General features: G+C 42.1%; 15 protein-coding genes. 2 read left to right on the forward strand and 13 right to left on the reverse strand.

The window, feature by feature from the left end; translation table 11 throughout:
* Positions 1–146: 146 nt before the first annotated feature.
* From EUAN_RS06995 to EUAN_RS07025, 7 genes are all read right to left on the reverse strand, one after another.
* On the reverse strand, positions 147–815 hold the full coding sequence (locus EUAN_RS06995; protein ID WP_425388416.1) for a TVP38/TMEM64 family protein: 669 nt from the start codon (positions 813–815) through the stop codon (positions 147–149).
* Positions 812–1924 carry a (Fe-S)-binding protein gene (locus tag EUAN_RS07000; protein WP_071063130.1) on the reverse strand — a complete coding sequence of 371 codons (1113 nt, stop codon included), beginning with the start codon at positions 1922–1924 and terminating at the stop codon, positions 812–814. Before EUAN_RS07000 ends, EUAN_RS06995 begins: the two co-directional genes overlap by 4 nt.
* Positions 1925–1958: 34 nt before the next feature.
* The gene (locus tag EUAN_RS07005; protein WP_071063132.1) at positions 1959–2663 is read right to left on the reverse strand and encodes a TVP38/TMEM64 family protein; all 705 of its coding nucleotides are present in this window, start codon (positions 2661–2663) and stop codon (positions 1959–1961) included.
* Positions 2664–2755: 92 nt separating this feature from the next.
* Complete coding sequence (locus EUAN_RS07010; RefSeq protein WP_169817362.1) at positions 2756–3055, reverse strand: hypothetical protein; 300 nt, start codon at positions 3053–3055, stop codon at positions 2756–2758.
* Between the two features lie 104 nt (positions 3056–3159).
* Positions 3160–3861: a YdjY domain-containing protein gene (locus tag EUAN_RS07015; protein ID WP_071063136.1), complete on the reverse strand. Its 702-nt coding sequence runs from the start codon at positions 3859–3861 to the stop codon at positions 3160–3162.
* A 150-nt stretch (positions 3862–4011) separates the two neighbouring features.
* Positions 4012–4704, reverse strand: a complete 693-nt coding sequence (locus tag EUAN_RS07020; protein ID WP_071063138.1) for an ABC transporter ATP-binding protein — start codon at positions 4702–4704, stop codon at positions 4012–4014.
* Position 4705: 1 nt separating this feature from the next.
* Positions 4706–5908 (reverse strand): ABC transporter permease, encoded by a 1203-nt coding sequence (locus EUAN_RS07025; protein WP_071063148.1) that lies wholly within the window; start codon positions 5906–5908, stop codon positions 4706–4708.
* A 233-nt stretch (positions 5909–6141) separates the two neighbouring features.
* On the opposite strand from EUAN_RS07025, the gene EUAN_RS07030 reads away from it, so the two are divergent.
* Entirely contained in the window at positions 6142–6552 is a 411-nt protein-coding gene (locus EUAN_RS07030; RefSeq protein WP_071063150.1) for a DUF4418 family protein, read from the forward strand.
* Positions 6553–6596: 44 nt separating this feature from the next.
* Here EUAN_RS07030 and EUAN_RS12230 read toward each other — a convergent pair whose 3' ends face one another.
* The 6 genes from EUAN_RS12230 to EUAN_RS07055 form a co-directional block, all read right to left on the reverse strand.
* Complete coding sequence (locus EUAN_RS12230) at positions 6597–6740, reverse strand: FeoB-associated Cys-rich membrane protein (RefSeq protein ID WP_084655818.1); 144 nt, start codon at positions 6738–6740, stop codon at positions 6597–6599.
* A gap of 12 nt (positions 6741–6752) precedes the next feature.
* The gene (gene feoB / locus EUAN_RS07035; protein ID WP_071063152.1) at positions 6753–8747 is read right to left on the reverse strand and encodes a ferrous iron transporter B; all 1995 of its coding nucleotides are present in this window, start codon (positions 8745–8747) and stop codon (positions 6753–6755) included.
* Between the two features lie 21 nt (positions 8748–8768).
* Positions 8769–8981: a FeoA family protein gene (locus EUAN_RS07040; protein ID WP_071063154.1), complete on the reverse strand. Its 213-nt coding sequence runs from the start codon at positions 8979–8981 to the stop codon at positions 8769–8771.
* A gap of 71 nt (positions 8982–9052) precedes the next feature.
* Positions 9053–10069, reverse strand: a complete 1017-nt coding sequence (locus EUAN_RS07045; protein ID WP_071063156.1) for an NAD-dependent epimerase/dehydratase family protein — start codon at positions 10067–10069, stop codon at positions 9053–9055.
* A gap of 87 nt (positions 10070–10156) precedes the next feature.
* Complete coding sequence (locus EUAN_RS07050) at positions 10157–10585, reverse strand: hypothetical protein (RefSeq protein ID WP_071063158.1); 429 nt, start codon at positions 10583–10585, stop codon at positions 10157–10159.
* Positions 10585–11967, reverse strand: coding sequence for a rhodanese-like domain-containing protein (locus EUAN_RS07055; protein WP_211266308.1), 1383 nt, complete (start codon positions 11965–11967; stop codon positions 10585–10587). The genes EUAN_RS07050 and EUAN_RS07055 overlap by 1 nt, the downstream gene beginning before the upstream one ends.
* A gap of 277 nt (positions 11968–12244) precedes the next feature.
* Here EUAN_RS07055 and EUAN_RS07060 point away from each other — a divergent pair, with 277 nt between their 5' ends.
* On the forward strand, positions 12245–13654 hold the full coding sequence (locus EUAN_RS07060) for a sodium/glutamate symporter (RefSeq protein ID WP_071063160.1): 1410 nt from the start codon (positions 12245–12247) through the stop codon (positions 13652–13654).
* Positions 13655–13675 lie beyond the last annotated feature (21 nt).

The following is a 13675-nucleotide window of genomic DNA, read 5'->3' on the forward strand; positions in this document are numbered from 1 at the left end:
ATAATCTTCACATACTTTAATTTTAATCTCTTTGCTATATTTAGGTGTTCTGCTCATAAAAAAATACCTCCAAGTAGATTATCTAATTTTAATTAATTAGACTGTCCACTTTGGAGGTATCATATCAATGCCAGGTCTGGCGTTTTTTAAGATGCTTCGTCTTTTCTTTCAAGCCTTTTCTTTACAAATATCGACCCCACTGTCAGTGCTATAAGAAGAGCTATGGAAATACAAAATCCGCTCGAACCAATGTCCGAGGACTTGTCTCCGAGATTCGTGTACACTACGATACCGGGCATTGACCCTATAACTGTCGCAATTGCAAAATCCTTGGCTTTTACATTTGTAAGGCCTGCACTGTAGCTCACGACTTTAAACGGAAACATCGGTATCAGCCTGAGTATCAGTATCAAGAAAAATCCGTTCACCTTGTTGTTCTTGCCCTTGAAAGCAGATATATCTTTTGCATACTTCTGAACGAAATCCTTGCCTACATACCTGGATATGTAGAAGGATATCATTCCCCCTAGAAGAGAACCTATAGAAGTAAGTACTGTTCCCCAACCCAATCCGAAGGCCATGCCTCCCGCTATAACTATCAATGAGTCTGGAAAAAGCAATAGTGGCAACAGAGTAAGCAGCACTACGTAGACTATTGGCCCTAAGCTGCCCTTGCTGTCTATAAACGACCTTATATCCGATATTCCTATATTTTTAACCGCATCTGTCTTATTCATAAAAAACATGCACACCATAAATGCCACAAATAACCCCAATGCTATTTTAACTTTTTTATCAGATTTCAATTTTCTCACCTCTTCCAATTGCTCAGTGCAAATCGATTAGCCCACTTAGCTATGAGCTTGCTTTCTTCAAAGCTCAAGCCGCTGTAGTCTCCAAATAGAAAATCCAGTACGTGGACTGACTTCATACCCTGCTTCTTAAAAGACTCTGTGCACTCCTGGCAGTAAGTCACTATCTGCTTTGACTTGGACTCACCACATCTTCTCTTCATATGGCTTTCCGCTATATCTTTTTGGGATATGCTGACCATAGCTCCTGCTCCGCAGCAAAGTGTCTCTCTTTTATTTAAATCCATCTCATGATAACCTATGCCCATTTTGGTCAAAATGCTTCTAACAGATTCGTGTATATCTTCGTCGGTCCTGCTTGGGCATGGGTCGTGAATTGTGGGGTCTATTGCAAGGCTTGAGTAGTCTAAGCCTAAATCCTCCACCACCTCAAGCTCATCTAGCACAGTCCAGAGAGACTTCACCTCTACGTTTTCAAGCGATTCATCCAATGTCTTGTAGCAGTTTATACATCCGGCCACAACTGTCTTAACTCCTGTTTTATTTAGTTCACTCTGTATCTTCTCTATATTGCCCTTGAACTTTTCGTCTTTACCCATATACCTAGTAGGCTTGCCACAGCAGTGAGTCATTATGTCGCAGCCATTTAGCTTTGCATCCAGGTAAGAGTTGACTTTCAATACCTCGCTTGATTTTGCACCCATAAGTGCACATCCTGGAAAGAAAACAGTTGACTTGTCGTTTTTAAGGCTTTTAGAGAAAAGCTTGGAAAAGCTCAGTCTCTGATGAAGCTCCACTCCCCCAAGATTGAGGTCCTTGGGAAGCTTCCCTCCAGACAGCTGTTCTAAGTCCTCTCTACATCTAAAGAACAGTTCATTGAAGCTGACATCTACGGGGCATACTTCCTCGCAGTATCCGCAGAGCATACATGAGTATGGTAGCTCTTTGCTGAACTGCTTTTCTATATACAATTCATCCAGCAGTTCTTTTGGATTTTCACAGAATTTATCCAGCATAGGACAACCGACCATGCATTTCTTGCACCCTATGCATTTTTCACTTTCCTGGGCTGTGAACTCCGCTGTTTCTTCTGTCATATTATATTTTTCCATGCATTTCACCTGACTTTTCACAAAAAAAGCTGCCTTATTCGGCAACTTTCTTTTCTGATTTTTTAGTTCTGTCGTTGTATACTTTCTTTACAAGGAATATAAGCACTGTCACAGAGAAGAGTATCAGCAGTCCTGTTACAAAGAGCTTAGCTCCACCTGTCAGCATTCCTCCTACGTAAGAGTACACTATAGTGGCCGGTAGCTGTCCCAGCCCTGTAGCCCATAGGAAAGAGAACAGGCTCATAGCCGTCAGTCCTGCCCCGTAGCTTACAAAGTCAAATGAAACAAAAGGCAGAAGTCTAGCTATCAGTATCGCATATCTTCCGTATCTGTCGAAGAAGGCATCCACTTCTTTTACCGCCGTCTTTGTAGTCAGCTTTTCAACTGTCTCTCTTCCAAATATTCTGGCTATATAGAAACAGAGCACCGCTCCTACCATCGCACTTGACCACGAAAGAAGCGCTCCCCACTTCCATCCAAATAGTGCCGCATTAGAGAAAGTGATTAAAAAGGCCGGAAGCGGCGCTGCAACCGATTGAAACACCATCAGCAAGAAAGAGATTATTGGGGCCCAAACTCCAAATGAAAGAATGTACTCCTTTATCTTGTCTAAATCCAAGCTTGAAAGCACACTGGCGAACTCATTTATAGTCCTGTTTACTGGCGCTACAAAAAAGTATACCAATGCCAACAATATTACAACACCTATTTTGGCAATTGTAGTTTTTTTGATATTCATCTTATCATTCCTCAACTATTATTTTATTTTCACTTCTAAAATTCAACTTAAAAGGCTATTGCCATAACTCTAGCAATAACCTTTTGTCTTTATCAGTAACCTCTAGCCTTCCTTTTTTTGTTTTTCAGGGCAATTATCAGCACAGCCGTATTTGCTATTAAAGCCACTGGTACAATCCAAAATGATATGGCTTTTATACTCGTTCCAAACTCTATCATCAGATCTTTAAACAAGTAGATTATCCGACTCGACCTTCCCGTAGCCATTGATACTACCAAGAGCAGTCCCTCTAGGGCAAAGAACACCCAGTAGCGATTCACCTTCTTGAATAGACCTACTATGACTCCTATAACTGTACCTGCCACAATGAAATTAGCTAAGTTTATTCTCATCTCTACCCATACACTAAATCCCAAAAAGAAAGACGCCATCAAACCTAAAACAAATCCACATAGTCCGAAGTAAAGGACGTTTTCCAGTTTACTTTTCATCTAAACTATTTTGCAACTTTAAAAGTCACTGCCACTAGTGTTCCGTCCTCAGGAAGAACGTCTTTATTTCCTGTAAACACTACTTCATCTCTCTTCTCAACAGCCCCATAAGTGTATGTTGCATTGCTGACTATTCCAACTGGACAGCTATCAAGACACATTATACATCCTGTTTGATTCTCTTCTGAAGCTTTAAGGTTCCCTCCGAAACGCATCTCTATCGGCTTTCCGTTGCTGTCGTTTATAACTTCGTCTATTTTATACTCTTTGTCGGCACCTTCCCAAGTAAAAGTAGTCTCTATAGCGTCTCCCTCTACGTTGGTTTCAGCTGCAGTGTCCTTGAACATGTTGTTTCCTGCAGTAGCTCCTATTTCTATCAGTCCGTTGTAGAAGTCTATTTGATCTCCTAGTCCTGTGAATATGGACTTACTTCCAAACTTTCCTCCCTCGTATACGACTGCATGACGAGTTCCCTCTTCTAGATATTTTCCGTTCACCTTAGAAAGTACAGTCACAGTGCCCGCTTCTTTGTCCACTTTTATTGGTTTTTCAACTGAAACCCCGTTTATCTCTGAACTTGCTTCACTTCCGTTGCTCTCGCTTTTATTCTCATTTTTGCTTGTTTCTGTTCCACCACTACTACATGCCGCCAAAAGAAGTGTTGCAGAAAGGCATGCTACTCCCAGTACTCTAAAAAATCTTTTCATTATGAATCATTCCTCCTACTTAATATATAGTTTTAAAATCTTCCTCATCTAGTCAAAATTTTATCATACAAAGCAAATATAGACTATCCCAATAGGTCATGTTCTGATATCGATATTCTCTATCATTTTATCTTTAACTATAGTCTTTTTCTATGCATCTTGTGTAATATGAGCTTGAATCAGCTTTCCGCCTTCAAGCTCAAGTATTTCTTTGGCGCATTTTGCCCACTTTTCATTATGAGTTACAAACACCACAGCCTTTCCTTCCTCTGAAAGTTCCTTGAATATCTTCATGACCTCCATACTCCAGTGATCATCTAGATCGTTTGTAGGCTCATCTGCCAGTATCAATTCTGGATTCCTTATAAGTGCACCAGCTATCATAGCTCTTCTCTTCTGGCCGCCACTTAGCTCCTGTGGAAGATGATTTCTGTAGTCACTTAGCCCAAGCCTCTCCAGTAGACTCTCTAGCCTAGCTCTCTCTTCTTCTCCAAATTTTTTTCTGTTTATCGTGCTTATAAACTTCAGGTTCTCCTCTAGCGTCAGCGCTTTTATAAGATTAGCTTCTTGAAAAATATATCCTATGAAGTTGCCCCTGATTTCTGTCAGCTCATCGTCAGTCTTTCGAGATATAGGCTCGCCCATGTAGTATATCTCCCCTTCTGCTATCTTTAGCAAGCTCCCTATGGCGTACATAAGCGTGCTTTTTCCAACTCCTGACGGCCCCTGTATGCATATAAAGTCGCCTCTGTTTATGGAGTAGCTTATTCCGTCAACAGGGTATATCTTTTCTCCAAGGTCATAGTATTTTCTTATATTCTCCAGTCTGCACAGCTCTTGCATATTACATGTCCCCCTTTGAAATGGCCTCTTGAGGCTCCAGCCTTGAAGACATAAGAGCAGGGTATATAGCTGAAGCTATTCCTATTATCAAAGACAGCCCAATCCCTACAGCTGCATTTTTGACTGCTATCATCATGTCCCACTCTCCTGATGGCAGAACCATTATCTCTGAAACCGTATTGTATAGAGGACTCGTCAAAGCGACTCCGCCTAAAGCTCCTACAATCCCTCCTACAGCTGCTATCATCAAAGCCTCTGTAAGAATCAGCCTCACTATCTTAGATTTCTTCAGCCCCACTGCATGCAGGTAGCCTATCTCTTTCTTTCTTTCGCTCGCCATGGAGTTGAACCTCGCCGCTAGTGCCAACGACGAAGTGAATATAAGCGCCAAGCTGAATCCTCCCAGTATCTTGGACACTGTTTTTATCTGATTTGAAAGCTTGGATATATTGTCTGCTGTAGATATCACCTGTGCGTCAATCTCATTTGACTTTATCTTTCTCATCATATTCCTTGGATCTACTCCGTCTTTTGTTTTTATGAGTATAGATGAAACCAACTGATCTGTGTCTCTTCCATCGAATATATTGTCTGGATTCATTCTTGTGGCCAGGTCCCTGGCCTCTTCTATGTCCATAAATATAGACTCGTCAATGCTGCTTCCTGTCCTGTAAATATCCCCAACAATACTGTACTCTTTATTGAATATCATGACTTTGCTTTCCAAGGCTCTCTCTACTCTTCCACCTATCAAAATTTGATTTTTAGAAAGTCTTTCGACGTTGAAGTCGTTGAACCAAGGCTTCAGTATAAAGTCGGTATTTTGATTTATCCCCACTATTCTCTGCTCTTTTTCATAGCCGCAGCACCCTGTATTCGCCAATGTCTTTATGAAGAACTGCTCTGTTATGCTCTCCACATCCTCCATCGGAATCTTTCCCTTTATTACATCCTTGTCCATATATTCAAGCATGGGGACTCCTGTAAACATAGTCTCTATTTCATTTACATTCGCTTCATTTGGAAGTATCACAATATCTGCTCCCATCCTATCTGCACTTAGCTTTATTCCAGATTCAACTGTTGAATAAAGTGAAAATACAAGTGTAAATATAGCTATAGTTATGGAGACTATTACACCTGATACAAGTGACTTTCCGAACCTCCTCGTCACATTTAAATAAGCCAGTCTAGTTAAATTCATTGTTCCTCCTAGTTTGCTAAATTTTAATCTATCTGATTTCACAAAACTAATTATACCATAGTGAAACTTTCTTTCGATTCTCTAGATAGACTATGACTATTTTATTATTAAATAATACATCTTATTTTTATTTGTTTTTTCTATGCAATTACATCTCCTTTTGTCGGCTCCCCACTTGAAATGGTTTGCCTTTTGCTATACTATTTACCGGTAAGAAAAAAGGAGGGTTTGTTTTGAAAAAGGATTTGTCTAAAATAATTTCTTTTGTTTTAATAGCGCTTGGATTAATCTCGATAGGATCTGTCTTTATATGGGCTCCCGTCTGTGGCGATTTAATTCCTCTAGCTAGTGGGAAAATGGTTCCTATGAAATGCCACTACACCGGTCAAGCTGCTCTGCTGCTTTCTATACTCCTTATAGTAAGCGCAGTTGAGTCTTTGGTGAAAAAATCTCTAAGACCTTGGACTGTCATGGCCATTGGTGCAATGCTGTTTTCTCTTTCATTTGACTCCGTGATAGGGATATGCATGAAAGAGTCTATGTCTTGTCATAGCACCGCCCTATGGATAAAGGTTGTTGGAGCTTTATCTGTGCTATGTGGATTAGTCGACTTATTCAGCAAAACAAAGCAGGTTAAAAACTAAAAACCTTGATTCGGAAACATAAAACGTTTCCGAATCAAGGTTTTTTATCTACAATCTTTTCTCTGCTGTTCCGAACATCCTCCCGAACATCCAGGACACGAATTGTTCTTCATACTGTTTACCGACCTGTATGCTCCATATCCAACTATCCCAAAGAATACAGCTCCTATAACTACACTAGCCATCATATCGCTCACTCCTTATTTAGTAGCGTGTGCATAAACTCCTACCGACTTGTCTTTTCGCTTTATGAGGTAAGTCACTACCCCAACCACAATCACCAATACTACAAGCGAAGCCACAAATCCATTTGCCAGCTCTCCGTATAGAATAATCGTACCAAGCTGGTTTACTACCATGGCTACAGTATATCCAACTGCAAGCTGGAATAGCACAGCCCTTCCAAACCATTTGTTGCTTCCTATCTCTGACTTTATAGCTCCAAGTGCTGCAAAGCAAGGTGGAGTAAAGAGGTTGAACATCAGGAACGATATTGCCATAACTGGAGTGAACATCTCTGAAAGCACCCCGCCTGGAGCAGATATCGCCTCTTCAGAAGCCACTAGCATTATCGCAAGCGTTGCAACTACGTTCTCTTTAGCTATAAAGCCTGTAAGTGCCGCGGCGGCCATCTGCCATCCCACAAAACCTAGCGGTATAAGCAGAGGAGCTATGATACCTCCGACTGATGCAAGTATGCTGGCGCCTGGATCCTCTACAACTTGGATATTCCAGCTGTAAGTCTGCATAAACCAAACAAGAGTGTTCATTACAAGTATTATGGTCGAAGCTTTAACTATGAAGGCCTTGGCCTGATTCATCATCTGTTTAACTGCATGCTTTAAACTAGGCGCTTTGTAGCTTGGAAGCTCTATTATAAAGCTAGATTTGCTCTCGAATTTGAATATCTTCTTAAGCAGAAGTCCGCCTAGAACTATCATAACTCCAGCCATAACGTATATAGCTGGGAACACCCAAGTAGCTCCAGGGAAAAACACTCCAGCGAAAAGCGCTATCACAGGAAGTTTCGCTCCACAAGGTACGAAAGGCGTCAGCATAGTAGTTATTTTTCTCTCGTTCTCGTCTTCCACAGTTCTAGCCGCCATAACCCCTGGTATAGAACATCCAGAGCCTACGACCATAGGTATTATGGACTTTCCTGAAAGACCTATTTTCTTGAAGTATCTGTCCATTATAACTGCAACTCTCGCCATATATCCGCTGTCTTCAAGCAGCGCAAGGCAGAAGAAGAGAAGCATTATAAGCGGCAAGAATCCTATGACAGCTCCAACTCCAGCTATAGCTCCGTCAACTATAAGGCTCTGAAGCAGCGGGTGGACTCCCAGTCCCTCCAAGAATGCATTTGCTGCATTCGGTATAGTCTCTCCGAAAAGCGATTCGTTAAGATAGTCCGAAAGGCTACCTCCAAGTCCATTTATAGAAAACGAATATATTGCCCACATTATAAGTCCAAATATAGGAAGCCCCCACAGCGAGCTTGCCAGCACCCTGTCTATTTTATCGCTTGTAGTTATTTCAGATGGACTCTTAGCCCTCTTCAAGTACTTGATTGTTATCTGCTTTATCTTCTGCTGTCTCAGCTTGTCCTCTTCTGGACTTCCAAGACCTTCAAATTCCAATGAGCTTTGAGTTTTCTTAGACGCCGCATCTATAGCTTTGCCCATGAGTTCATCTAGACCTTTCGAGTCGTTTGCAACAGTCTCCACTATTTCGCACCCGAGTTCTTTAGACAGGCCTTTTACGTCGATTGCATTTCCGCTCTTTTTAAGTATATCCTGCTTGTTAAGCGCTATTACAACTGGAATTCCCAGCTCCATAAGCTGAGTCGTAAAGAACAAGCTCCTCTCTAGGCTTGTCGCGTCTATTATATTGACTATCACGTCTGGGGACTCGCCTGTTACAAAGTCTCTAGTTATAGACTCCTCGCTTGTATAAGGCGATATCGAATAGGCCCCTGGAAGGTCAACTACTCTTACCCTGTTCTTCCCACTCTCCGATTGTCCGCCTTTTTGATTCCCTAGATTCATCCCAACTTTAAACTTTCTCTTTAAGTTAGCTTCCTTCTTCTCCACTGTAACTCCAGGCCAGTTTCCAACGTATTCCGTCTTTCCTGTTATCTCGTTGAAAAGAGTTGTCTTGCCCGAGTTCGGGTTTCCAGCTAATGCTATCTTCATCTCAATTCCTCCTAAAATATTCTACTCCAGCTCTATAGTGCCTGCCATCTTCTTGTCTATAGCATATCTGCTGTCCTTGATCCCAACTATATAGTTGCCTGCCAGTACGGAAACAAGCGTTATCTCTTCACCCTCTGAACACCCAAGTGTAAACAGAAACTTCTTAGTCTTCGGATCTCCTGACACACTCTTTACCACTCCTGTATGCCCTAGCTTCAAATTTAGTAATGACATAAGTACATCCCCTTTTCCGTCTCGTAATTGATAACGATTATCATGATAACTAGATTATATGGGATATTCTTTCACTTGTAAAGAGGTATTTCGAAATATTTTCCTTTTGATATCCAGCTAAGCGTATCTTTTATGCTCTCCTCCATCTCTCTAGGCCTAAATCCCAGCTCTTCGCATGCCTTTTTGTTGCTGAAGTTGGAGTTGCTGGTCAATGTATATAGCGAATAGCTGGAGTAGAGCGGCTTCTGCTTCCTCAGCTTGTAGTAAAGCTCAGAAATAGGGGCAGTGAGTTTCGCCAGAACCATTGGAATTCTATGCAGTATATCCGCTTTCCCCGATAGCTTTGAAAGCAGTGATATAAACTCCTTTACGCTTACATAGTGTCCCGAGAATATATAGCTCTCTCCTTCTCTAGCTCTGTCTATGGCGCTTATTATTCCATCTGCTACGTCTCTGACATCTACAAAGTCGTACCCACCCTCTACTGTCGCCCAAAGCCTTCCCCTGAGATAGTCTAGTATAAGCTGTGTAGTGTGGCCGCATCTGTAATCTTCTGGGCCTATTATTCCTGAAGGATGTATCATCACGTACTTAAGGCCTTTTTTCTGGCTGTCCAAAACCAGCTGGCTAGCCTCAGTCTTTGTCTTGGCGTACACGCCCTTGACCTTTTCGGGGTCGAAGCTTCGAACTTCTTCTATGAGGTCCTTGCCCTCCTCCGGTATTGCATGCACAGAGCTCGTGTATATCATCCTCTTTACGCCGTGATTTATGCATCTGTCTATTATATTCCGCGTTCCCTCTACGTTGACCTGTCTCACTTTTTCCCTGTCTTCAGAAGTTGTAGAGACTATTCCCGCCGCATGCACCACTATCAGGTCAATGCCTTCTGGCACAATGAATGCAGCCTCTAGCGATTCGTATTTGCAGACATCGCCTTCGTAAAGCTCCACATCGTAGCCCTCATAAACTTCTTTCCCAGGCATGCTCCTTACAAGCCCCCTGACCTGCTCACCCTTGTCAATAAGCCTCTTTACTAGCACATTCCCAAGATGTCCCGCAGCTCCTGTTACTAGAATTATCCTGTCCATATCCTCTCCACCTTGTCTTTTTTATAGCCCTATATACCCTAAATACCCTTTCGAGCAGAATTTTTTCAAAAAAAGAGACCCCAAACATCAAAGATGTTTAGAGTCCCCTATAGTCACTATTAAAAACTGCATCGCAAGCACTATCTCGAATACTACTATAAAGTAATGGTACGCTATCTTGCCTGTAAATAAATATGTGATTGCCAGCGCAAACCCTGAAATCACAAGCCCTAGCAAATTTTGCACTTTCCAGAATTTGCTTTTTTCTTTCTTTACGCTTCTGATTGCAGAAAATGCGAAATACCCAGCCAGGACGAGCAGTGCCGCCCTGTGGATATGCATATTCCCCGATGAAAAAACAGTCTGCTCGTATTGGGCTTTTCTGTAGTAGATATGGTGCATCACCCCGGCGCTTTTTTTAGTCAGCTGCTCTAAGTAAAACACCGCCCCTATCAGTGATACCTGGATAAAGAATATCAGAGCATACGCGATTTTCCTCAGCTTTTCTCTTGTCATTACTGCTTTTTAGGCTCCCCAGTCTCCACAGGGTTGCTTGCATCGTTGCTCCAGCCTATCCATCCGTCGCTGTAAAGCGAAACGTCCTCTAGTCCCATAGCATTTGCATAAGTCAGCACCTCGGCAGCTCTCCATCCGCTTCCACACATGAAAGAAAGATGCTTGCTGGTGTCTATTCCTGCTTCTTTCCACATTTCACTTATTTCATATGCATTTCTCATAGTGTCGTCTATATTCCTGTAGTAGTCCAGCGTAGTTGAATCGCCTTTACCTGCGTATCCGAATATAGATCCTGGGATTCTTCCCTTCTTGTCGTGGTAGCTGTATCCAGACTCTTTTCCTATATGCTCGTCCCATGTACGGTTGTCTACAAGCACGAACTTGTCAGGGTTTTCAAGCCCTTCTTTTGCTTCCGCTATTGTATCTATCAGATCAGGGTTTCCTGGTATCGTTCCACCGAAGTCATCTGAAGGCTCAGGTTTGTTCGAAGTAGTCTCAAGCTCGTAACCAGCGCTTGTCCAAGCGGCGTTTCCTCCGTTAAGCACCCTTACATCTTCCACTCCTATATATCTCATGACAAGGGCCACACGGTAAGCTGCCATTGTAGCTTCCCCAGTGACTATTACAGTGTCGTCTTTTTTAAGTCCCAGTTTTTTTGCAAGCTCTGCAAGCGCTTCATCGTTTGCCAGCATCCATGCAGGTGGCGGCTCCACCCAGTCTGTGTTTACGTGGAATGATGTAGGAACATGTCCCTTTGCGTAAGAAGTATCTTCCTCTCCCCAGCTGGCCTCCACTATCTTTATAGCTCCTGAGTTTTCAAAGCTCTCAGGCTTTTTGCCGTCTATTACTTCCTTTACGATCGAAGCTGGAACTATGGCCTTGTAGTTTTCATACTTTGCCATAGGCAGCGATTCGTCTGCAGCCCACTCTTTCACATCGTATACGTATAGGTTCTTGTACCCCTTTTCGCTCAGGTAGTCTGCAACTGCCTTTGCATCTTTTCCGTTGGCGTCATAAAGAACTATATTCTTCTCAGTGTCTATGCCCTTTGTCTTTAGGGCTTCGTCAAGTATCTCGTCTTTTTTTTCCTTTTCTACCTTAAGCCAGTTGGCAGAAAAGTCCACAGCACCCTCTATATGTCCCCCTCTGCTCACTCCCTCTAGAGTCCAGCCATTGTAAGCATCGTTTATACGAGTGTCCACTACTTTCCAGTCCTCACTCTTGTAGTTCTCTTTTAATTCCTCTGTTGTTATAGTCTTAACTGTTGCTGTCTTAGCTTCGTCAGCCTCTTTTTTCTCTTCATTCTTTGTACTGCAGCCTGAGAAAATCATAGCCATAGTCAAAGCCATCGATAAAAGCAAAATCAAGTTTCTCTTTTTCAAACAAAGCACCTCTTTTCTATTTTATTGTATAAATTACTAAGCCCATTATATTATAGTAAGTTTTCACTTACAATTTAATCTAAAGCCAAGGGTTATAACTATTTCCTATGTCGTATTGATTATGTATTTGTTTTTTCTATTGAAATACATGATCTTCATTTGTTTAGTTTTATTCATATATTTGTGCCAATATTTACATATTTATTTTTCTGGTTTATAATTTAGTTTATCTTATTTTTTAGACTTGTATACAACTTGCTTTAAAGGAGGTTTTTTTATGTCACCGTCTGTAATAGGTTTTAGCCTGCTGATACTAGGCTTGCTTCTAGTCGTAGGCAAGATCATCAGGGTCAGAACTCCTGTTCTACAGGACTTATTTTTGCCAAGCTCACTTATAGCTGGCTTTGTTGCACTTATACTGGGACCTGAAATCCTTGGCCAGTTTGTGGATTTTTCCAAATTTTTCAGCCCTATGGACAGCGGACTTTTCCCTGCCGAAAGCCTTGAAGTCTGGAGATCTCTGCCTTCACTTATGATAAACGTAGTGTTTGCAACTCTGTTCCTGGGCAAGAAAATACCAAATGTAAAGTCCATATGGAGGCTTGCTGGTCCTCAAGTAATACTTGGATACATAATCTCTTTTGGGCAGTATGTGGTAGGTCTTTTGCTCGTCGTATTCTTGCTTACTCCAGTCTTCGGAGTGAATCCGATGGCCGGAGCCCTTATAGAGGTGGCTTTTGTAGGAGGGCATGGAACAGCAGCCGGACTTTCTGACACATTTGTCAGCATGGGCTTTCCAGAAGGGCAAGCTCTTTCAACAGGACTTGCTACTGTCGGAGTGTTGGGAGGAGCCATTTTTGGAATTGCACTTATAAACTGGGGCATACGAAATGGAAAAGCCAAGGTTGTCTCTGAGATACAGTCTAGAGACGAGCTAGAGAAAAAGGGAATTACCGAGTTCGACGACAGGGACCCCGCTGGATACCTGAGCACCAGACCTGAGTCTATAGAGCCGCTTTCTCTGCACTTTGGATATATAGCCATTTCTATTATGATAGGTTACGCTATTTTACAGGCACTGGTGAAGATTGAAGCTATGACATGGGGCGCTGCTACAGGTGTATACCTACTTGCATATGTTCCACTATTCCCTATAGCCATGATTGGGGGCATAGTGACACAGATGTTGATAAATAAAAATGACAGGTATCAGACATTGGACACCGAGCTTATAAACAGGCTCCAAGGCCTCGCGCTAGACATACTTATAGTCAGTGCGCTTGCTACGCTTCAGCTCTCTGTCATAAAAGACAATATAGTTCCTTTCCTTGTACTCAGTATTGGAGGTACTCTTTGGACTGTGTTCGCATTTCTTTTCCTCGCTCCAAGAATACTTTCGCTCTACTGGTTTGAAAGAGGAATAGGGGATTTTGGACAGTCTATGGGTGTCACTGCTACTGGACTTATGCTTATGAGGATAACTGATCCTGAAAACAAGACTCCTGCACTTGAAAGCTTTGGTTACAAGCAGCTTTTGTTTGAGCCTTTCGCTGGTGGAGGTATTTTTACAGCGGCGTCAATACCCCTCATATACCAGTTCGGATCTGTAAATATCCTCATACTTACGTCAGTCATACTTTTGGCTCTTTTGATATTTGGATTTACCTACTTCAAAAAATTAAATTAAAAAAACAGCTGAAGCTTCTAA

This window comes from Andreesenia angusta, assembly GCF_001855385.1.
Lineage (GTDB): Bacteria > Bacillota > Clostridia > Tissierellales > Gottschalkiaceae > Andreesenia > Andreesenia angusta.

Excerpts from the sequence above, each read along its gene's own strand:
- EUAN_RS07000 (WP_071063130.1), bottom strand. The coding sequence starts at position 1,924 with ATGGAAAAATATAATATGACAGAAGAAACAGCGGAGTTCACAGCCCAG.
- EUAN_RS07005 (WP_071063132.1), bottom strand. The coding sequence starts at position 2,663 with ATGAATATCAAAAAAACTACAATTGCCAAAATAGGTGTTGTAATATTG.
- EUAN_RS07010 (WP_169817362.1), bottom strand. The coding sequence starts at position 3,055 with ATGAGAATAAACTTAGCTAATTTCATTGTGGCAGGTACAGTTATAGGA.
- EUAN_RS07015 (WP_071063136.1), bottom strand. The coding sequence starts at position 3,861 with ATGAAAAGATTTTTTAGAGTACTGGGAGTAGCATGCCTTTCTGCAACA.
- EUAN_RS07020 (WP_071063138.1), bottom strand. The coding sequence starts at position 4,704 with ATGCAAGAGCTGTGCAGACTGGAGAATATAAGAAAATACTATGACCTT.
- EUAN_RS07025 (WP_071063148.1), bottom strand. The coding sequence starts at position 5,908 with ATGAATTTAACTAGACTGGCTTATTTAAATGTGACGAGGAGGTTCGGA.
- EUAN_RS12230 (WP_084655818.1), bottom strand. The coding sequence starts at position 6,740 with ATGATGGCTAGTGTAGTTATAGGAGCTGTATTCTTTGGGATAGTTGGA.
- feoB (WP_071063152.1), bottom strand. The coding sequence starts at position 8,747 with ATGAAGATAGCATTAGCTGGAAACCCGAACTCGGGCAAGACAACTCTT.
- EUAN_RS07040 (WP_071063154.1), bottom strand. The coding sequence starts at position 8,981 with ATGTCATTACTAAATTTGAAGCTAGGGCATACAGGAGTGGTAAAGAGT.
- EUAN_RS07045 (WP_071063156.1), bottom strand. The coding sequence starts at position 10,069 with ATGGACAGGATAATTCTAGTAACAGGAGCTGCGGGACATCTTGGGAAT.
- EUAN_RS07050 (WP_071063158.1), bottom strand. The coding sequence starts at position 10,585 with ATGACAAGAGAAAAGCTGAGGAAAATCGCGTATGCTCTGATATTCTTT.
- EUAN_RS07060 (WP_071063160.1), top strand. The coding sequence starts at position 12,245 with ATGTCACCGTCTGTAATAGGTTTTAGCCTGCTGATACTAGGCTTGCTT.